Origin of the sequence: Gluconobacter sp. Dm-73 (assembly GCF_018256215.1) — a bacterium.
Classification (GTDB): Bacteria; Pseudomonadota; Alphaproteobacteria; order Acetobacterales; family Acetobacteraceae; genus Gluconobacter; species Gluconobacter cadivus.
On sequence record NZ_JAERLW010000002.1, the window covers coordinates 184,491 to 201,552 of the forward strand.

At 59.6% G+C, this 17,062-nt stretch carries 15 protein-coding genes and 1 tRNA gene; 13 read left to right on the forward strand and 3 right to left on the reverse strand.

Annotation, left to right across the window (positions count from 1 at the left end; all coding sequences use genetic code 11):
* The first annotated feature begins 8 nt into the window (after nt 1–8).
* From JK176_RS02835 to JK176_RS02870, 8 genes are all read left to right on the forward strand, one after another.
* Nucleotides 9–1,298, forward strand: a complete 1,290-nt coding sequence (locus JK176_RS02835) for a DUF445 domain-containing protein (protein ID WP_211586395.1) — start codon at nt 9–11, stop codon at nt 1,296–1,298.
* A gap of 120 nt (nt 1,299–1,418) precedes the next feature.
* Nucleotides 1,419–1,901 (forward strand): SUF system Fe-S cluster assembly regulator, encoded by a 483-nt coding sequence (locus JK176_RS02840; protein ID WP_211586313.1) that lies wholly within the window; start codon nt 1,419–1,421, stop codon nt 1,899–1,901.
* Between the two features lie 12 nt (nt 1,902–1,913).
* Nucleotides 1,914–3,398, forward strand: coding sequence for a Fe-S cluster assembly protein SufB (gene sufB, locus JK176_RS02845; RefSeq protein ID WP_062029656.1), 1,485 nt, complete (start codon nt 1,914–1,916; stop codon nt 3,396–3,398).
* Nucleotide 3,399: 1 nt separating this feature from the next.
* Nucleotides 3,400–4,170, forward strand: a complete 771-nt coding sequence (gene sufC / locus JK176_RS02850; protein ID WP_211586314.1) for a Fe-S cluster assembly ATPase SufC — start codon at nt 3,400–3,402, stop codon at nt 4,168–4,170.
* Nucleotides 4,167–5,360 (forward strand): Fe-S cluster assembly protein SufD, encoded by a 1,194-nt coding sequence (gene sufD, locus JK176_RS02855; RefSeq protein ID WP_211586315.1) that lies wholly within the window; start codon nt 4,167–4,169, stop codon nt 5,358–5,360. Before sufC ends, sufD begins: the two co-directional genes overlap by 4 nt.
* Complete coding sequence (locus tag JK176_RS02860) at nt 5,357–6,598, forward strand: cysteine desulfurase (protein ID WP_211586316.1); 1,242 nt, start codon at nt 5,357–5,359, stop codon at nt 6,596–6,598. The genes sufD and JK176_RS02860 overlap by 4 nt, the downstream gene beginning before the upstream one ends.
* Nucleotides 6,595–6,963 (forward strand): SUF system Fe-S cluster assembly protein, encoded by a 369-nt coding sequence (locus JK176_RS02865; protein WP_194267763.1) that lies wholly within the window; start codon nt 6,595–6,597, stop codon nt 6,961–6,963. The genes JK176_RS02860 and JK176_RS02865 overlap by 4 nt, the downstream gene beginning before the upstream one ends.
* Before the next feature lie 16 nt (nt 6,964–6,979).
* Nucleotides 6,980–7,336: an iron-sulfur cluster assembly accessory protein gene (locus tag JK176_RS02870; RefSeq protein WP_099286457.1), complete on the forward strand. Its 357-nt coding sequence runs from the start codon at nt 6,980–6,982 to the stop codon at nt 7,334–7,336.
* Here JK176_RS02870 and JK176_RS02875 read toward each other — a convergent pair.
* The 3 genes from JK176_RS02875 to JK176_RS02885 form a co-directional block, all read right to left on the reverse strand.
* On the reverse strand, nt 7,281–8,606 hold the full coding sequence (locus tag JK176_RS02875; protein WP_249194135.1) for a class I SAM-dependent RNA methyltransferase: 1,326 nt from the start codon (nt 8,604–8,606) through the stop codon (nt 7,281–7,283). The genes JK176_RS02870 and JK176_RS02875 overlap by 56 nt on opposite strands.
* On the reverse strand, nt 8,599–10,365 hold the full coding sequence (locus JK176_RS14915; RefSeq protein WP_408874179.1) for a DEAD/DEAH box helicase: 1,767 nt from the start codon (nt 10,363–10,365) through the stop codon (nt 8,599–8,601). The genes JK176_RS02875 and JK176_RS14915 overlap by 8 nt, the downstream gene beginning before the upstream one ends.
* 724 nt (nt 10,366–11,089) lie before the next feature.
* Nucleotides 11,090–11,542 (reverse strand): hypothetical protein, encoded by a 453-nt coding sequence (locus JK176_RS02885; protein ID WP_194262091.1) that lies wholly within the window; start codon nt 11,540–11,542, stop codon nt 11,090–11,092.
* 182 nt (nt 11,543–11,724) lie between these two features.
* Here JK176_RS02885 and JK176_RS02890 point away from each other — a divergent pair, with 182 nt between their 5' ends.
* The 5 genes from JK176_RS02890 to clpX all read left to right on the forward strand — a co-directional run bounded on the left by JK176_RS02890 (nt 11,725) and on the right by clpX (nt 16,978).
* On the forward strand, nt 11,725–13,194 hold the full coding sequence (locus JK176_RS02890; RefSeq protein WP_211586317.1) for an NAD(P)H-hydrate dehydratase: 1,470 nt from the start codon (nt 11,725–11,727) through the stop codon (nt 13,192–13,194).
* A gap of 68 nt (nt 13,195–13,262) precedes the next feature.
* A tRNA-Leu gene (locus JK176_RS02895) sits at nt 13,263–13,347 on the forward strand.
* 59 nt (nt 13,348–13,406) lie between these two features.
* Nucleotides 13,407–14,738 carry a trigger factor gene (gene tig / locus JK176_RS02900; RefSeq protein ID WP_211586318.1) on the forward strand — a complete coding sequence of 444 codons (1,332 nt, stop codon included), beginning with the start codon at nt 13,407–13,409 and terminating at the stop codon, nt 14,736–14,738.
* Nucleotides 14,739–14,872: 134 nt separating this feature from the next.
* Nucleotides 14,873–15,520, forward strand: a complete 648-nt coding sequence (locus JK176_RS02905; protein ID WP_062029672.1) for an ATP-dependent Clp protease proteolytic subunit — start codon at nt 14,873–14,875, stop codon at nt 15,518–15,520.
* 192 nt (nt 15,521–15,712) lie between these two features.
* Nucleotides 15,713–16,978 carry an ATP-dependent Clp protease ATP-binding subunit ClpX gene (gene clpX, locus JK176_RS02910; protein ID WP_194267759.1) on the forward strand — a complete coding sequence of 422 codons (1,266 nt, stop codon included), beginning with the start codon at nt 15,713–15,715 and terminating at the stop codon, nt 16,976–16,978.
* The last annotated feature ends 84 nt before the right edge of the window (nt 16,979–17,062 follow it).

The following is a 17,062-nucleotide window of genomic DNA, read 5'->3' on the forward strand; positions in this document are numbered from 1 at the left end:
GTGTGCGGATGCACGCGGACACGCCTCATCCCGTTTCACGAAAATCCGGCCCTTCAGGTCTGTCGCCACGGTTCATGGCCGGGGGGCTGCTTGTGGGCATGGGGGTGCTTGCCGCAGGCACGACGCTGGCGGCGGCCCATCATATCGGCGACAGTAGTCTGGCGTTTGGGCTTCTGAGAGCGGGCTCAAGAGCAGGCGTCGTTGGTGGTCTGGCCGACTGGTTTGCCGTGACCGCGCTATTTCGCCATCCGCTGGGCCTCCCCATTCCGCACACGGCCATTCTGCCGCGTCAGAAAGAGCGCCTCGGACAGGCGCTGGGCCGTTTCATTTCTGGGCAGTTCTTCACCGAAGACGACGTTCGACGCGCTTTGTCAAAAATCGATCTCTCCAGCCTGATCGCCGATATGCTGAGCGAGCCCGCGACGCGCCAGACCCTCGTCAACAGCATGCGCTCCGCCATTCCCCTGATGTTCGACCATCTTGAAGACGGGCGGGCCAAAGCTGCCATTTCACGCGCCCTTCCGGTCCTGCTCAATGGAGAGGAAATGGCGCCTCTCGTCTCCCGTGGCATGCGTGCCATGGTGGATAGTGAGATGCATCAGGAGGTCCTGTCCTTCCTGCTTGAGCGCATCAAGACCACCGTAACGTCCCGGGAGTCGGACCTGCGACATTTTGTTGAGGAGCGTGTGCGGGAACAGGGCGGTCGTTTTCTGGGGTGGGCGATTGGGGGTTCCGTCGCCAGTCGTGTTCTTATGGCGCTTCATGCCGAGTTCGAACGGGTCGACCCGATGGACTCGGACCTGCGGCACGGCTTCACGACATGGGTTCGCGGCGAAATCGACCGGATCGAACATGATCCCGTCCGCCGCAAGGATATGGCCGACACCATCACCTCCGTCCTGACCCATACCAGTCTCAAGGGATGGAGTTCGGAGCTGTGGGACCGTCTACGGCGCATGGTGGAGGAAGACAGTAATCGGGAAGAAGGCTGGAGTGCCACGGTCATTGATGCGGCGATCGTCCAGCTCGCGACGGCCCTGCGCTCCAACGATGTTCTGCGTCTGAAAGTCAATCAGGCTGTGGAAAGTACGGTCCAGCGGATCCTGCCGGGGCTGCGCGAGAAGCTGTCCGGGTTCATCGCCGCCGTCATGGCAGGATGGGACGGAAACGATCTGGCAATGCGGCTGGAGTCGCGTGTCGGGCGTGACCTCGCATACATCCGTATCAATGGCACGGTGGTCGGTTTTCTCGCTGGAGCGGCGCTTGACGGCGTTTCCCGACTGTTTTTTGGTGTGTGACATTCCATGTCAAGCAAAGGTCGGGCACAGAAGCCTTGACCTTTGCATCGGTATGGGTCATTTGGAACAAATCAGGACTTAGCAAGTCTTGAATTAGAATAAGATGCGAGTGTGCAAGCGATGCTGAGGCTCTCCAAACTGGCCGACTACGCCACTGTCCTTCTGGTCCATCTCGGTCGTCATGAAGGACTGGCAACAGCCGCAGCCCTTGCAGTAGAAACCGGCGTTCCCGAACCCACCGTGGCCAAGCTCCTCAAGGGGTTGGCCTCCAGCGGTCTGGTTCTGTCCCATCGCGGCGCACGGGGCGGCTATCGTCTCGCGGGCGAGCTTGAAAAGATAACCGTTGCCGCCGTTATCGCAGCCGTGGACGGCCCAATCGCCATTACCGCCTGTTGTGACGGACGCGAGTGCGAACATAGCTCTCTGTGCGGCCTGTCGGGTCAATGGGACGTTGTGAACGACGCCATCCTCAGCACACTCAACAACATTACACTGGCCGATATGGGCCGACATGCGGAGCGCCTGACAAGGCGCGGTCCCGCTCGGGCTCCTGTCGCCACCGTTGGAGCGGAGGCCCCCTCCGTGACCGAAGCGGTCAGTTAAGGACAACACACCATGCCAGCCGTGACGGAAACCCGCGAGACAGTCGAAAAACTCGCGAAATCCAGCTACGAATGGGGCTTTGAGACCGATATCGAAATGGATATCGCGCCCAAGGGTCTCAATGAGGAAACGGTCCGCCTGATCTCCGAACGCAAGGGCGAGCCGCAATGGATGCTGGACTGGCGTCTCAAGGCTTTTCGTGCGTGGCTGGAAATGGAAGAGCCGACCTGGGCTCATATCCATCATCCGCCGATCGATTATCAGGACGCGCATTACTTCGCCCAGCCGAAAAAGAAGCCCGGCCCCAAAAGTCTTGACGAAGTCGATCCCGAACTTCTCAAAACCTACGCCAAACTGGGCATTCCCCTGCACGAGCAGGCTCTTCTGGCCGGTGTGGAAGGTGCTGAAGAAGCGCGCCTGCCGGTTGCCGTGGATGCCGTTTTTGACAGCGTGTCCGTCGCGACGACCTTCCGCAAGACGCTTGCGGAGGCTGGCGTCATTTTCTGCCCGATCTCCGAAGCCATCCGCGAACATCCCGAACTGGTCCGGAAATATCTGGGTACGGTCGTGCCGGTGTCTGACAACTTCTTCGGGGCGCTGAATTCCGCTGTCTTTACCGATGGCTCGTTCGTCTACATCCCTGAAGGCGTTCGTTGCCCGATGGAGCTGTCCACCTATTTCCGCATCAATGCGCGTAATACGGGGCAGTTCGAACGCACACTCATCATTGCTGAAGACCGCGCCACCGTCTCCTATCTGGAAGGCTGCACGGCGCCGCAGCGTGATGAGAACCAGCTTCATGCGGCGGTGGTCGAACTGATCGCGATGGAAGATGCCTCGATCAAGTATTCCACCGTCCAGAACTGGTATCCGGGCGATGATGAAGGCCGGGGTGGCATCTACAACTTCGTCACCAAGCGTGGCATCTGCCGTGGCGCACGGTCCAAGATTTCGTGGACGCAGGTTGAAACCGGCTCTGCGATCACATGGAAATATCCGTCCTGCGTGCTGGCGGGTGAGGGATCGGTCGGTGAGTTCTACTCGGTTGCGGTGACGAACAACCACCAGCAGGCCGATACCGGCACAAAAATGATCCATCTGGCGCCGAACACGCGCTCGACGATCATCGCCAAAACGATCTCGGCCGGTCAGTCGGACAGCACCTATCGCGGTCTGGTTCGTATGCAGCCGAAGGCTCGCAATGCGCGCAATTTCACGCAGTGCGACAGTCTTCTGATCGGCGATCAGTGCGGCGCGCATACGGTACCCTATATCGAAAGCCGTAACATGACTGCGCGCGTGGAGCATGAAGCGACCACGTCAAAAATCTCTGAAGACCAGCTCTTCTACTGCCGTTCGCGCGGCCTTTCGGAAGAAGATGCAGTCGGTCTGATCGTCAATGGTTTCTGCCGCGAGGTGCTCAAAGAGCTGCCGATGGAATTCGCGGTCGAGGCGCAGAAGCTTCTGCAGATCAGCCTCGAAGGAAGTGTGGGTTAATATGAGCGATTTTCTGAAAATTCAGGGTCTTCAGGCCCGCATCGACGCCGACGGCACGCCCAAGGATATCCTCAAGGGGCTCGATCTCGAAGTTCCCAAGGGCGAAGTCCACGCTATCATGGGGCCGAACGGCTCGGGCAAATCCACGCTGTCTTATGTGCTTGCCGGTCGTGACGACTACGAAGTCACGGGGGGGGCGGCCACGTTCAAGGGGCAGGATCTGCTGGCTCTTGAACCCGAAGAACGCGCTGCTCTGGGCCTGTTCCTGGCATTCCAGTCGCCCGTCGAACTGCCGGGTGTGAACAACGCGAATTTCCTGCGGACGGCCGTCAACGCGGTTCGCCGGGCGCGTGGTGAAGCTGAACTGGATGCCGTGGCCTTCCTCAAGACTGTCCGTGCCGAGACCAAACACCTGTCCATGTCCGACGACATGCTCAAGCGTGCGGTCAATGTTGGTTTTTCGGGTGGTGAGAAGAAGCGCAACGAAGTGCTCCAGATGCGTCTGCTCCAGCCGTCCTTCGCCATCCTCGACGAAACGGATAGCGGTCTGGACATCGACGCTCTGCGCATCGTCGCGGAAGGCGTGAACTCCCTGCGTAGCCCGGATTTTTCTGCTCTGGTCATCACGCATCATCAGCGTCTGCTCGACTATATCGTGCCGGACCGCGTGCATGTCATGGCGCATGGCCGTATCATCCATAGTGGCGGCCCTGATATTGCCAAGACGCTTGAAAAGCAGGGCTATACCCAGTTTCTCGAGGCGGCAGCGTGAGCGTACAGTCCTCCGTAGCGTCAGACGCTCCAGCTCTGGAGGCGTTCGTCCAGCGCTCGGCTGCGCATGGGGCCGCTCTTGCTGAAATCGGCCTGCCGACACGCCGCGTCGAAGCATGGCGCTATACGCCGCTGCGGGCGATCGCGGACACGGCATGGACACAGGCTGCTCCTCTGGCGGCCGAATCCGTCAGTGCGCTTCTGAACGGTTTGCCGCTGCCGGAAAGCGGCGCGCGCATGGTTTATGGCAATGGCAGGCTGTTAGAGGGGCTGTCTGCTCCTCTGGACGTTGCCCAGCAGGCTTCGGACCATGTTTCCCCGCTCAAGGGGGTCTTTTCCGCGACGCTGAATATGGCGCTGGGCGAAAAAGGGCTTGATCTTCGCATTCCGGCAGGAACTGACGCAGGATTGCTGACCCTTATCAGCCTCTCCAGCGGCGATACTGTTTCGACGCATCTTCAGCATCGTATCGTGCTGGAAGATGGCGCATCACTCACACTGTACGATGTCAATGCAGGCGAAGGGCAGTATATCGCCAATCCGCGTTTCGATATCGTCGTGGGCAAAGGCGCGACGTTGCGTCACATCAAATTGCAGCGCGAGAGCCTGAGCGGTACGCATCTTGCCATCGTGTCCGCGGACGTGTCGGAGAAGGGCGAGTATGACAGCTTCACCCTAAATCAGGGCGGGAGCCTTGCCCGACACGAAGCTGTTGTGACGCTGAATGCGCCACATGCCATGGTTCATGTGAATGGGGTGCAGATCGTGGACGGCCAGCGTCTAAACGACCTGACCTCCATGATCCATCATGCCGCTCCTGATGGCAGTTCGCGCCAGACCGTCAAGACGGTTCTGTCCGACGCCGGGCAGGGTGTTTTTCAGGGCAAGATCCTCGTGGACCGCGTGGCCCAGAAAACCGATGGATATCAGATGAATCAGGCGCTTTTGCTGTCTGAAAAGGCGCAGATCAACAGCAAGCCCGAGCTGGAAATCTATGCCGACGACGTCAAGTGCAGCCACGGCGCGACCGTAGGCGCTCTTGATGACGAACAGCTTTTCTATCTGCGCTCTCGCGGCGTTCCCGAAGCGCAGGCGCGCGATATTCTCGTGCGGGCGTTCCTGATCGATGCACTGGATCTCGTCGCCGATGAGGCCCTGCGTGATCTGTTGGTGCGGAGCATGGCGTCATGACCGGCAGCAGCCCCTCGCCCGGAAAAACCACGGCTGAAATCCGCGCTCATTTTCCGATCCTGAACGAAACCGTTCATGGCCGCCCGCTGGTTTTTCTCGACAGCGCGGCCTCGTCCCAGAAGCCGGATGCCGTGATCGAGGCTATGCGGGATGCGGCGTATCATCAATATGCCAATATTCATCGCGGCCTGCACTGGATGAGCGAGCGCACGACGGAAGCCTATGAGCGCGCCCGTCGTGACGTTGCCCGCTTTCTCAATGCGCCCGATCATCGCGAAATTGTCTTCACCCGCAACAGCACCGAGGCCATCAACCTCGTGGCTCATAGTTTCGGCAGTCTGCTGAAACCGGGGCAGGCGGTTCTGATTTCCGAACTGGAACATCACGCCAATATCGTGCCCTGGCTCATGCTGCGGGACCGGGCGGGGATTGATCTGCGTGTCGCGCCCATCAATGATGCTGGCGACATTGATCTGGATGCCTATGAAGCGCTCCTGTCGGATGGCAAAGTGGCGCTTGTGGCCGTCACGCATATGTCCAATGTGCTTGGAACGATTACCCCGGCCCGCAAGCTGACGGAAATTGCCCACGCTTATGGCGCGCGCATCCTGCTGGATGGGTCGCAGTCCGTCGTGCATCGCAGGATTGATGTGCAGGATCTTGGCGCGGATTTCTTCACGTTTACCGGGCACAAGCTCTATGGCCCCACAGGCATCGGTGTGCTCTGGGGCAAGATGGAGCTTTTGGACGCTATGCCGCCGTTCATGGGCGGCGGTGACATGATCGAGAACGTCTCGTTCGAGCGCGCGACATGGGCGCATGTTCCGCACAAGTTCGAAGCCGGCACACCGGCCATTCTGGAAACAATCGGCCTCGGGGCTGCCGTGCGCTTCGTGGAAGAGATCGGCTATGAGGCGATCTCCCGTCATGAAGCGGAACTTACCCGCTACGCATTGGAAAAAATGCGCGCAATCAACAGTCTGCATGTTCTGGGTGAACCTGCGGAGCGTGGTGGCGTGATTTCCTTCATTATGGATGGTGCACACCCGCATGATCTGGCGACATTGCTCGATCAGCTTGGGATTGCCATCCGTGCGGGACAGCATTGTGCGGAGCCGCTAGTTCGCCGTTTGGGCGTGCAGGCAACAGCGCGCGCCAGTTTTGGCATCTATACCACGACCGATGAAATCGACACGTTTATCGAGGGTCTTGAACGGGCCCGGATGATGCTCACATGAGTGAAGCCATGACCGATATCCCCACCACTGAAGACACAGCCTGCGTTCCGGCCACCCGAACTGCGCCTGATCAGGACGCGGTCATTGCCGCTATTGCCACGGTTTATGACCCGGAAATTCCGGTGAATGTCTATGAACTCGGCCTGATCTACGCCATCGATCTGCATGACGACGGCCGCGTCCATATGGAGATGACGCTGACGGCGCCCAATTGCCCCAGCGCGCAGGAACTTCCCGAGATGGTGCGTGATGCCGTCTCTCATGTGCCGGACGTCAGTCAGGCGACGATCGAAATCGTCTGGGATCCGCCGTGGGACATGAGCCGTATGAGCGATGATGCCCGTCTTGCCCTTAACATGTTCTGATCCGGGGAAAACCATCATGTCCGATGTTGCAACGCGCCGTCCTCTGCCTGCGCTCATGAGCGTTTCTGATCAGGCTGCCAAGCGTCTGAAAGCTCTTTATGAAGGCTCTCATCAGGGACAGCTTCTCCGGATCAGCGTAGGAACGCGTGGATGCTCGGGTCTGTCTTACGAAATGAATTTCGTGACAGAGCCGCAACCCGCCGATGAGCGGGTCGAGGATCAGGGCGTGACCCTGCTGGTGGATCGCAAGGCCACCCTGTTCCTGACTGGTACTGTCATGGACTACGAGGTCAAAGACCTCGAATCCGGTTTTACGTTCAGGAATCCGAACGAGAAGGGTCGTTGCGGTTGCGGCGAGAGCTTTCACGTTTGATCCGCTTCGCATCCCGCGACAGCACAACAACCGCTTCGACTTCTGTGGACCACAGGAACTGGTCCACAATTGTCAGGCCAATGACTGAAAAACCTGCGTTCCAAAGCACTCTGCCGTCTTTTTCAAGGGCAGCAGGGTTGCAGCTTACATAAACGATGTCCGGGACGGCAGATTTTGCCAGAGGCACAGTCTGTGCGCCCGCACCTGCATAAGGCGGATCGAGCACAACAGCCCGTGTTGATTTCAGATCATGCGGCAGAAGTGGCTGGCGCCCCAGATCCCGATGAAAACCATCCACGCGTCGGCCACCCGCTGCCGTCTTGAGGCAGTTTGCGGCGGCCAGATTACCCTCATAAGCCATGACGCGCCCTTTTTCCGACATCGGAAAGGTGAGCGTTCCACAGCCGGCAAACAGTTCGACCGTTACGTCTTTTTTGTTCAGCGACGGCAGACCATCCAGAACGGCCGTGACAATGGCCTTTTCGGCATCCGCCGTTGCCTGAAGGAATGCAGAAGGTGGTGGCGAGACGGCTACCCCGCCAAACTCTTCCCGCACGGCTCCAGAATGGGCGACGGTCTCGATTCCCTGATCTTTCGGGTCCTGCCAGGAAATGCGGGACAGATGATGTTCGCGTGCGAAGGCCGCCAGTTTGGTGCGGTCTGCGCTGGTCAGTGGGGCAGGGGTCTGAAGTGTCAGATCCGGTCCGCTGTCGAGCAGGTTGATCATCAGGCTTCCGCGACTCGTCAGGGCTCCCAGACTTCCAAGAACTTCACGCAATGGCGTCAGAAGCTCGAAAATCGCAGGGTGCAGGACGTGACATTCCGTCATGTCCACAGGGTCACCGTTGCGGCGATGCAGCCCGATAATCACGCCACCCGGCACGCGCTGAATAGCAAAATCCATCCGCCGCCGTGTTTCAGGCACGGTCTGGAACATCCGTGCAGGTGGCAGATCGGTGAAACCTGCGGCCGTCAGGGCATGGAGGACGCGCTGCGATTTCCGCTCCAGCAGAGCCGGGAGGGAAAGATGCTGCAACGCACAGCCGCCACATTCCCCAAACAGGTCGCAGGGCGGCGTTACGCGCTCAGGAGATGAATGAACGATATCAATCAGTTCAGGATGGCCGGAAGCAAGGCGGACCCGAACCTCTTCTCCGGGCAATGTGCCCGGAATGAAGACGCTCTGGCCATCAAGATGCGCAACGCCGTCGCCTGCCGCACCCAGTCCTTCAATCCGGAGTTCTGCAACTCCGGTCAAGGTTTCACTCATTACCGTAATGGCGTCCATCATGCTGAACAGGAGCAGCGAGATCGGTGTCACCGGACACCGTGATTTTTCGACGGCGCGGAACCAGCATGAAGGCGGGTGTATCTCCACCAAAGCCGGTCTTCGGGCCATCGTTTTCGAAGGCGGGCGCCAGCTCAACCGAGCGATGGCTCACAGGAGCTTCGATCACGGAGACGGAAGGCGGGACGACAACAGGAGTTGCCTGCTGAATGCTCTCGTTTTCCTCACGGTCGCCACGGTTGCGTTTGCGACCACCCCGACGACGCTTGCGTGCACGGTGTTCGCCGTCTTCTGAGGATTCCTGCGGCGCAGGAGTGGCTTCTGTCGGGCGGCGTTCGCCGTCTTCCGGAGCCCAGTCAACAGTTGTGATCCCTTCGAGCGCAGGGCGTGCAATGACCTTACCTGTCAGGGTCTCAATCGCCTCAAGGAGTCTGCGATCGCGCGGCGATGCCAGACTGAAAGCGTGGCCTTCCTTGCCCGCCCGCCCGGTGCGTCCGATCCGGTGGACGTAATCTTCGGCATTGAACGGAAGGTCGTAATTGAAAACATGTGACAGGCCGCCGATGTCGATACCGCGGGCGGCCACATCCGAGCAGATCAGAAACTTCAGTTCCCCGGAACGAAAACGCTCCAGCGTCGAGAAGCGCAGCGACTGAGCCAGATCTCCGTGCAGATGTCCGGCTTCTATGCCGTGCTTGGTCAGATACTGCTGGATCATGTCCACATCGCGCTTGCGGTTGCAGAACACGATCGCGCTCTGGACGTTCTCACGACGGAGCAGCTTTTTGAGGGTGCGACGTTTTTCGTCCTCTGGCACGATCACCAGAGCTTCTTCGATGGTCGCAGCGACGGACGACTGGCGTGAGACCGTAATTTCAGCCGGGTGACGCAGGAAAGCATCTGCCAGACGGCGGATTTCCGGAGCCATTGTGGCGGAGAAGAACAGTGTCTGGCGATGGGGCGGCAGAAGCCCGACGATTTTCTCGATATCAGGGATAAAGCCCATATCCAGCATACGGTCGGCTTCGTCGATCACAAGCGTGCTGGTCTGCGTCAGGAGCAGGCCGCCCCGTCCGAACAGGTCGAGCAGGCGTCCCGGCGTTGCGATCAGTACGTCGACGCCCCGGTTCAGGACATCGCGCTGTTCGGCCATGCTTTCGCCGCCGATCAGCAGCGCATGCGTCAGGCGCAGGTGTTTGCCATAGAGCTTGAAATTCTCCGCGACCTGCAAAGCCAGTTCACGCGTCGGCTCAAGGATCAGCGAACGCGGCATCCGGGCGCGGGCACGCGATCCGGAGAGCTTCTGAAGCATCGGCAGTGTGAAAGAAGCGGTCTTTCCGGTGCCGGTCTGTGCGACGCCCAGAACGTCATGGCCTTTCAGGACTTCGGGAATGGCCTGTGCCTGGATTGGGGTAGGGTGCTCGTACCCCAGTTCCTCAATCGCCCGCATGATCGGCTCGCCAAGACCCAGATCGGCAAAGCGGGGCTTTCCGGAAGAAGCCTCGGCGATCACGACAGTCTCAGCGACGGCAGGAAGTGCGACAATGTCTTCAGCGGCGAAGGTGGGTTCTGTAACAACAGCCTTGGTGCGACGACGCCGGACCGGAGTTTTTTCGCTCTTGGTCGGTTCGGCGGCCTTTTCTTCGACGATGGGCGCAGCGATTTTTTCAACCGGAGCAGAGGCCTTGCGGCGGGTCGTGCGGGCTTTCTTCTCTGTCTTTTCGGCGTCAGGTTTTTCCACGGGAGCGGCCGTGGCGACTACGTCTGTTTTGCGGGGCCGACCGCGGCGACGCGGAGCCTCGACGGGCTTCGGAGTTTCTTCCGCCACCACTTCCAGTTCAGGCTGCTCGACAGGAATGACCTTGCGCGGGCGACCACGACGTTTGGGTGCCACCTCAGCTACCGTCTCATCCGCAACTTTCGTGGAACGCTTACGGCGGGGGGCAGGGGGTGTTTCACTGATTGCCTCAGGTTCAGCAGCAGTCTTCTTGCGGCGAACGGTAGATTTGGCAACAGGCGTTTCGGCCTCGGCTACAGTCTCAACAACCGGAGATGTCACCTTGCGGGCGCGGCGCGTGACGGGCTTTGCAGAATCCGTCTTATCCGCGATTGCGGGAGCTGCGGTTTTTGAGCGTCGGGTTCGCGGGGCCTTGGCAGCAGGGGCTTCCGGTGTCGCAGACGTGTCGCCGTCATCGGCAGGCGTCGGGGAAACCTCGGCTGCGGCACTGCGCGAAGCGGGAGGGCGACCACGTTTGGGTGTGGCAGTCGTACGGGATTTGGAAGGACCGGAGGTCGTTTTCGCGCTCAAATGACTCTCGAGACTCTCGTTGACGGTGCGCACCCCAACAGGTGCGGGCCGGAGTTGAGGGCGGGGCAGTGACCCGCAGCTATAATCTGGTGCGTTATCGATAAACGGCAGAAATGGCAAGCGATACGGCCCTAAAAGCACCGTATCGCATACGATTTCAGATGCCGCGTGCCATTGCTGCGACAAGGATGGTCAGAACACCCAATCCCGCCATGATCGCGGTGCGACTGCGCAGCGTGTCGAACAGGGCCTGCTGGGGACGCATGGCCCGGCGTGCCCGACGGAATGGCCCCTGAACGGTCAGGATGAATACCACCGCCATGACCAGTCCCAGAAGCTGCATGGCATTGACGGGCCAGGCCACAGCGCCAAATCCACCTTCATGAAAAACCAGCCCCCAGCCGCTCAGCAGCGAAAACGGCACCACCTGATATAATCCGCGAAAAAAGCGCGTATAGCCCTGAAGCAGAACTGAATTGCGCGGGCCAGGATCAAGCAGTCCGACCGTGGAACGGACAACCAGTGTCGAATAGATCGACCCGCCAACCCAGTAAGTCATGCACAGCACATGAATTGCGAGCACGAGGCTCCAGATAATCGATCCTGTCATTGATTCTCGTCAGGGTTGAAAATTGAAAGAGAGGGAAAGATCATTCCCGAAATACGTTTGCCTTGAATACCCGACGCAGCCCTCTTTGCGCCAGAGTGATTGCAAAAGTGTCATCGTAAACCGCGCGGCGCAAAATGTGGTTCGGTCTTTGCGTTCCGAGTTCGGCAGGAGATTGCCCCGATATGTCCCGACATCCTTTTGCACTGCTTCTTCCAGACGAAAGTGACCGGATGGATCGGGCGGCGGCCACCATGCTGTCCGTCACGCTTCTGATGGAAAATGCCGGATGGGCTGTTGCCCGCGTGATCCAGAGCCGTTTTTCGCCCTGTCGTGTCACCGTCGCCTGCGGGCCAGGCAATAATGGCGGCGATGGTTATGTCGTTGCGCGTCATCTTGCGCGTCAGGGCTGGCCGGTCCGTGTGGCTGTGCTCTCCAGCCCCAAGGCAGGAACCCCGGCGGCGGAAATGGCTGCGCGATGGACGGGCCTTACGGTTCCATTTTCGGTTGAAGAAATGGAGCGGGCGGATCTGGTGGTGGATGCGGTCTTCGGTTCCGGACTGAAACGACCGGTTTCGGACGAGATCGCTTCCGTACTGGCCGCCGCCCGTCAGGTCGTGGCGGTTGATGTGCCCAGCGGCGTTTCGGGTGCGTCGGGTGAAATTCTGGGGCAGGCGCGCGACTGCCTCCTCACCGTGACCTTTGTACGCCCGCGTCCCGGTCACGTCCTGCAACCGGGCGCTGGTCTGTGTGGTGAGGTGATCTGCGCCGATATCGGGATGCCTGAGCTTGCCTGGGACGGAATTGAACCGACCGTGCAGCATAACGATCCTGGCCTGTGGAGCCTGCCGGTTTCGGGTGAGGGCGATTACAAATATCGTCGCGGGGTCGTCAGTCTGTGTGGTGGGGGCCAGATGCCGGGCGCGACCCGTCTTGCAGCGGCAGCGGCTCGACGAAGCGGTGCGGGGCTGGTCCGGATTTCGGCGGGCGAGGGCGCACCAGCCTACCGACTCGGTGACCCCGGTCTGGTTGTGGACGCCGAGCCGCTTGCCGAACTGCTGGAAGACGTTCGGCGCAAAGTGTGGATCTGCGGACCCGGCCTGACCGAAAATGAAGCGGCAGCAACCTTGCCGCAGCTTCTGGAGGCCGGTCGTACGGTAATTGCCGATGCCGGGGCGCTGGCTTGGGGAGCGAAGGATCTGTCCCGTCTGGAAGGGGTTGCAGCCGTCACACCTCATATCGGGGAGTTTCGCAAACTGTTCGGGCCTGTCGAAGGAAGTCGCCTCGACGCGGCGCGTGCTGCGGCAAAACGCCTCAATGCCGTCGTTGTCATGAAAGGGCCGGATACCATTATCGCGGCCCCTGACGGACGGATTGCCATCAATAATCATGCGTCTTCCGCCCTTGCGACCGCAGGGTCGGGAGATACGCTGACGGGTGTGATCGCTGCATTGCTCGCGGCTGGAATGGACGTCTGGGAAGGCTGTTGTGCGGGTGTCTGGCTGCATGGAGAAGCCGGGATCGAGGCCGGAAAAGCTCATGGCGGCTGGCCTGTGGCAGAAGATCTGGACCTGCCTCTTGGTGCGGCCCGTGCCACCGCCACACGCCTTACGCAGGAGGCCGGACGCAAAAAGGCGGTCGGCTCCCTGTTGTGAAGTCGCGTTTCATGCGCTAAAGGCCGCGCTTCCGAGGTTCGGTAACACGAGCCAGGAAGCCGAGCGCTGCGGGCGTGGTGAAATTGGTAGACACGCCAGATTTAGGTTCTGGTGGCGCAAGTCGTGGGGGTTCAAGTCCCTCCGCCCGCACCAACCCGGCTTCCCGAGAAAGAGATTTGACCAACCTACCGACCGAGAGGATCGCCTGGCTCATGCAGGTTACGCCCACGCTCAACGAAGGACTTAAGCGCGCCTTCACCGTCGTTGTCCCGTCTGCTGACCTGCAGGCTCGTCGCGATGCGCGACTCGCTGAAGTCGCCAAGACGATCAAGCTGCCCGGTTTCCGTCCGGGCAAGGTGCCGGCTTCCCTCGTCAAGCAGCGTTACAGCGATTCCGTGAATGCGGAACTGCTGGAAGAAGTCATCAACGACGCCACGACCAAGCTGTTCGCAGAGCAGAACGTCCGTCCGGCGATGCAGCCGAAGGTCGAAGTGGTTTCCGCCATCGAAGACAGCAAGGATCTCGAATTCAAGGTTGAGACCGAAGTTCTCCCGGAAATCGAAGTTCCCGACCTGTCCGGCCTGAAGCTGACGCGCCTTGGCGCCAAGGTCAGCGAAGAGACCGTTGAGAAGGCCCTGAACGACGTTGCCCGTCGCAGCCGCAAGTTCGAGACGATCGAAGAAGACCGCGCAGCTGCTCAGGGCGATGTCGTCTGCGTTGACTTCGTGGGCAAGCTGGACGGCACGCCGTTCGACGGCGGTACGGCTGACGACGTGAATGTCGAAATCGGTGGCGAAGGCTTCATCCCCGGCTTCGCCGAGCAGATGGAAGGCATGAAGGCTGGCGAAGAGCGCGTCATCAACGTGACGTTCCCTGCTGACTATCAGGCCGAAGAGCTGGCCGGCAAGGCGGTGACCTTCGACATCAAGGCGAAGTCCCTGAAAAAGGCCGTTGATCCGGCCATCGACGACGAGCTTGCCAAGACGATCGGTTTCGAGAACCTCGAACAGATCCGCAAGATCATCACGGAACAGGCTGAAGGTGAATACCAGCAGCTTTCGCGTCTGCGCATCAAGCGCGATCTTCTGGACGCCCTGTCCGAGAAGACCGACTTCGAAGCGCCGTCCAGCATGGTTGACGCCGAGTTCAACCAGATCTGGGCCCGCGTCGAGGAAGACCGCAAGGCCGGTCGTCTGGACGAAGAAGATGCTGGCAAGGACGAAGAGACCCTCAAGGCCGACTACCGTCGTATTGCAGAGCGTCGCGTAAAGCTGGGCCTGCTGCTGGCTGAAATCGGCCGCAAGCAGGAAATCCAGGTTTCCCGTGAAGAGCTTCTGGGTGCGATGCAGCAGGAAGCCCAGCGTTATCCGGGTCAGGAACAGATGGTTTTCGAGTTCTTCTCCAAGAACCCGCAGGCCGTTGAAGGGCTCCGTGGCCCGATTCTGGAAAACAAGGTCGTCGATTACCTGATCGAGCTGGCCGACGTCACCGACAAGGACGTGACGCCGGAAGAACTGGCAGAAATCCCGCCCGCCGAACTCTGATCTTTCGGCGTGGGAACCAGCGGGCACTCTTCGGGGTGCCCGTTTTTTCCTGCCTGCTCCCTTTGACGGAACGCCATGTCGGGTCCATGTTAGGGAGTAGAAGAAAGCCCATCGGGCATTGAGGAACAGACAGCATGGCCATTCGGGATCGTGATCCCCTCGAGGTGTTGAGCAACTCTCTGGTGCCGATGGTGGTCGAGCAGACTGCCCGCGGAGAGCGCGCTTTCGACATCTTTTCGCGTCTCCTTCAGGAGCGCATCATTTTCCTGACCGGACCCGTTTACGATCAGGTCTCCTCCCTGATCTGCGCGCAGCTTCTCTATCTTGAGAGCGTCAATCCTACCAAGGAAATCTCGTTTTATATCAACAGCCCGGGCGGCGTCGTTTCCGCCGGTCTCGCAATCTATGACACCATGCAGTACATCCGCTGCCCGGTTAGCACGGTCTGCATCGGCCAGGCCGCATCCATGGGGTCGCTGCTGCTCGCAGGTGGCGAGAAGGGACATCGTTACGCCCTTCCGAATGCGCGCGTGATGGTCCACCAGCCGTCTGGCGGTGCGCAGGGACAGGCTTCGGACATCGAGATCCAGGCCCGCGAAATTCTCATCATCCGTCAGCGGCTGAATGAGATTTATCGCGAGCATACCGGTCAGACACTGGAGCAGATCGAGCAGAAGCTCGAACGTGACAGCTATCTTTCGGCGCATGAAGCCCGCGAATTCGGCCTGATCGACAAGGTCGTCGAGCGTAATCCGCATGAGACGACAGCAGACCCGAGTTAAGGTGTTTCCAGTACGGGGAGCAGTTCTCCTCTTGGAACTGAAAAGCGGCATTTCGATGTGCCGCTTTTCGTGTCTTGGGGCTTTCAGGCTCCGGGGTTGCCGAAGGCTTTGACCTCGGCCTAAAGTTAAAGTTCTTTCGCATGTCTGCTGCGTGAATGCGGCCATGTCGTGCGTAAGGGAAAGGAAGCAGCAGTGAGCAACAAATCCGGCGATTCCAAGAACACCCTGTATTGCTCGTTCTGTGGGAAATCCCAGCACGAAGTCCGTAAGCTGATCGCGGGTCCCACGGTCTTCATCTGCGATGAATGTGTCGAGCTGTGCATGGATATCATCCGTGAAGAGCACAAGACCCATCTTGTGAAGTCGCGTGACGGCGTTCCGACGCCCAAGGAAATCTGCAAGGTTCTTGACGATTATGTGATCGGACAGTTCGAGGCCAAGCGCGCGCTCTCTGTGGCTGTTCACAACCACTACAAGCGCCTCGCCCACGCCGCGAAGAGCACCGATGTCGAGATTGCCAAGTCGAATATCCTGCTGATTGGTCCGACGGGTTCGGGCAAGACCCTGCTCGCCCAGACTCTGGCCCGTATTCTCGACGTTCCTTTCACGATGGCCGACGCCACGACCCTGACCGAAGCCGGTTATGTCGGTGAAGACGTGGAAAACATCATTCTCAAACTGCTCCAGTCCGCCGATTACAATGTGGACAGGGCGCAGCGTGGCATCGTCTATATCGACGAAATCGACAAGATTTCCCGCAAGTCCGACAATCCTTCCATCACGCGTGACGTGTCGGGCGAGGGCGTGCAGCAGGCGCTTCTGAAGCTCATGGAAGGCACAGTCGCTTCCGTGCCGCCGCAGGGTGGTCGCAAGCATCCGCAGCAGGAGTTCCTGCAGGTCGACACGACCAATATGCTCTTCATCTGCGGTGGAGCGTTCTCCGGTCTGGACAAGATCATCTCGGCCCGCGGCAAGGGTTCGGGGATCGGGTTCGGCGCGGATGTGCGTTCCGAGGACGAGAGGCGTCTGGGAGCCATCCTTCAGAGTGTTGAGCCGGAAGATCTGCTGAAATTCGGCCTTATTCCCGAATTTATCGGCCGTCTGCCGGTCATTGCTGCGCTGAATGATCTGGATGAAGCCGCGCTGATCCAGATCCTGAGCAAGCCTAAGAACGCTCTGGTGAAGCAGTACGGTCGTCTGTTCGAAATGGAAGGCGTCAAGCTGACCTTCACGGATGACGCACTGGCAGCCATCGCCAAGCGTGCCATTGAGCGTAAAACCGGTGCGCGTGGACTACGCTCGATTCTGGAAAACATCCTGCTTGGCACGATGTTCGATCTTCCCGGCCTTGAAGGGGTGGAGGAAGTCGTCATCAACCGCGAAGTGGCTGAAAGCAAGGCTCAGCCCGTGTATGTTTATGGGAAAGGTAAGTCCGAGCCCGCCGAACAGTCTGCGTAAAAATGGTTTCGGCTCTTGTGCCGGAGCCTTCGGGTTTCGACATAACTGACTGAGGTTGTCCCAATTTATGCCTCACAGGCATGA

Bases quoted from the DNA above. Each gene is read 5' to 3' on its own strand.
- tig (WP_211586318.1), top strand. From the start codon at position 13,407: ATGCAGGTTACGCCCACGCTCAACGAAGGACTTAAGCGCGCCTTCACC.
- JK176_RS02905 (WP_062029672.1), top strand. From the start codon at position 14,873: ATGGCCATTCGGGATCGTGATCCCCTCGAGGTGTTGAGCAACTCTCTG.
- JK176_RS02860 (WP_211586316.1), top strand. From the start codon at position 5,357: ATGACCGGCAGCAGCCCCTCGCCCGGAAAAACCACGGCTGAAATCCGC.
- JK176_RS02835 (WP_211586395.1), top strand. From the start codon at position 9: ATGCACGCGGACACGCCTCATCCCGTTTCACGAAAATCCGGCCCTTCA.
- JK176_RS02870 (WP_099286457.1), top strand. From the start codon at position 6,980: ATGTCCGATGTTGCAACGCGCCGTCCTCTGCCTGCGCTCATGAGCGTT.
- JK176_RS02840 (WP_211586313.1), top strand. From the start codon at position 1,419: ATGCTGAGGCTCTCCAAACTGGCCGACTACGCCACTGTCCTTCTGGTC.
- JK176_RS02865 (WP_194267763.1), top strand. From the start codon at position 6,595: ATGAGTGAAGCCATGACCGATATCCCCACCACTGAAGACACAGCCTGC.
- JK176_RS02875 (WP_249194135.1), bottom strand. From the start codon at position 8,606: ATGAGTGAAACCTTGACCGGAGTTGCAGAACTCCGGATTGAAGGACTG.
- JK176_RS02885 (WP_194262091.1), bottom strand. From the start codon at position 11,542: ATGACAGGATCGATTATCTGGAGCCTCGTGCTCGCAATTCATGTGCTG.
- sufB (WP_062029656.1), top strand. From the start codon at position 1,914: ATGCCAGCCGTGACGGAAACCCGCGAGACAGTCGAAAAACTCGCGAAA.
- sufC (WP_211586314.1), top strand. From the start codon at position 3,400: ATGAGCGATTTTCTGAAAATTCAGGGTCTTCAGGCCCGCATCGACGCC.
- JK176_RS02890 (WP_211586317.1), top strand. From the start codon at position 11,725: ATGTCCCGACATCCTTTTGCACTGCTTCTTCCAGACGAAAGTGACCGG.